The organism is Streptomyces sp. NPDC058955, assembly GCF_042741435.1.
In the GTDB taxonomy this organism is placed as follows: Bacteria; Actinomycetota; Actinomycetes; order Streptomycetales; family Streptomycetaceae; genus Streptomyces.
Genome location: NZ_JBHYKM010000241.1, coordinates 1 through 1,842 on the forward strand (window position 1 = coordinate 1; position 1,842 = coordinate 1,842).

Genomic DNA, 1,842 nt, shown 5'->3' on the forward strand with positions numbered 1-1,842 from the left:
ACGCCGCCGCCCCGGCAACGGCCGACGCGGACGACCCCGCCCCGGCCGCGGCCGCCACCGCGCCGGAGCGGGCCCGGCCCCGAGGCGCCCGGGACGACGTGGCGGAGGGCGACGCCGCCGAAGGGCCCGCGCCCACCGCCGTACCCGACCTGCCCGCCGGCGGGGCCGAACCGCGCGGCGCCCGGTTCCGGGTCCCCGGCACGTCACGTCACACCGGCGGCTCCCGTACCGGCCCCGCGCCCGCGCCCGCCGGTCCCGCGGCCTCCCCGGACGGGGACGCGGAGGCCGCCCGCGCCGCCGCCAACGCCGTCTACGCCCTCCAGCGGCTGCGGGCCCAGGGCCGTACCGGCGAGGCGCACGAACTGCTCTGCGAGGCGCTCGGCGGGCCGCCCGGCCGGCTGCCGGCGCTCGCCGGGGAACTCCACCGCGCCGGATTCGGCGCCGACTGGCACACCCTGCTCTGGGAGGCCGCCTCGCTGCCGCCCGCCCGGTTGGCCGCCGTCGCCGGGGCGCTCGCCGACGCGGGCCGCGCCGACGACTGCGAACAACTGCTGCGCCAGGGGGTCGCCCGGCCCGTCGAGGAGCTGGCCGGAGCCGTCGCCGCCCTGGTCGCCGAGGGGCACGACCGGGAGGCGCACGCGCTGCTCACCGCCTTCATCCGGGTCCGCACCCCCGAGGAGGCGGCCCGGCTCGCGGCCGTGGACCCGGCGCTGCTCCTGCCCCGGCTCGGCGCGGCCGCCCGCGGCCTGTCGCCCGCCGTCGACCGCGCCCTGCGGCACGCGCTGCGGGTCGGCGGCGTCCTCGGGCCCTGAGCCGGGGAAGCCCGGAGACCTCGGCGCCCCCGGCTCCGCGAACGGAACCGTACGAGCGGGGAGCAGTCGGCACGTGTCGGTACGTGCCCGGTGTGGACCACTCCGGTATCAAACATCCTCGACTGTGCTGCTTCCGGGCGGCAGTCTTGCTCCGGGGTGTGACGGGGCTTACGTTCTCCTCCTACGCATCGTGTCTACGGGCGTAGAGGCTCTCTGACGCCGTGCCGAAGGAGCAGCTCATGACCGTCGTACGCGCCGCGCTCGTCCAGGCGACCTGGACCGGCGACACCGAATCCATGATCGCCAAGCATGAGGAGCACGCCCGCGAGGCGGCCCGCCAGGGCGCCCGGGTGATCGGGTTCCAGGAGGTGTTCAACGCCCCCTACTTCTGCCAGGTCCAGGAGCCCGAGCACTACCGCTGGGCCGAGCCCGTGCCGGACGGCCCCACCGTCACGCGGATGCGGGAGCTCGCCCGCGAGACCGGCATGGTGATCGTCGTCCCGGTCTTCGAGGTCGAGTCCGAGGGCTTCTACTACAACACCGCGGCCGTCATCGACGCCGACGGCAGCTACCTCGGCAAGTACCGCAAGCACCACATCCCGCAGGTCAAGGGATTCTGGGAGAAGTACTACTTCCGCCCGGGGAACGCCGGCTGGCCGGTCTTCGACACCGCCGTCGGCAAGGTCGGCGTCTACATCTGCTACGACCGCCACTTCCCCGAGGGCTGGCGCCAACTCGGTCTCAACGGAGCCCAGTTGGTCTACAACCCGTCGGCCACCCATCGCGGCCTCTCCTCCTACCTCTGGCAGCTGGAGCAGCCCGCCGCCGCCGTCGCCAACGAGTACTTCGTCGCCGCGATCAACCGCGTCGGCGTCGAGGAGTACGGCGACAACGACTTCTACGGCACCACGTACTTCGTCGACCCGCGCGGCCGGTGGGGGGTGGGTGGGGCGGACGGCGGGCGGTGGGGAGAGGGCGCGCGGGCGCGGTGGGGGCGGGTCGGGGAGGGGGGGCGCGCGGGGTGGGTGGG

The 1,842-nt window shown here is 75.7% G+C and carries 1 protein-coding gene and 1 pseudogene; both read left to right on the top strand.

The window, feature by feature from the left end; genetic code table 11:
* Positions 1-812: pseudogene (locus ACFW1I_RS38325) on the top strand (UL36 very large tegument protein); the annotation flags it as partial.
* A 239-nt stretch (positions 813-1,051) separates the two neighbouring features.
* Positions 1,052-1,842 (top strand): nitrilase-related carbon-nitrogen hydrolase (locus tag ACFW1I_RS38330; RefSeq protein WP_384678795.1); only part of this gene is annotated, 791 nt, incomplete at its 3' end.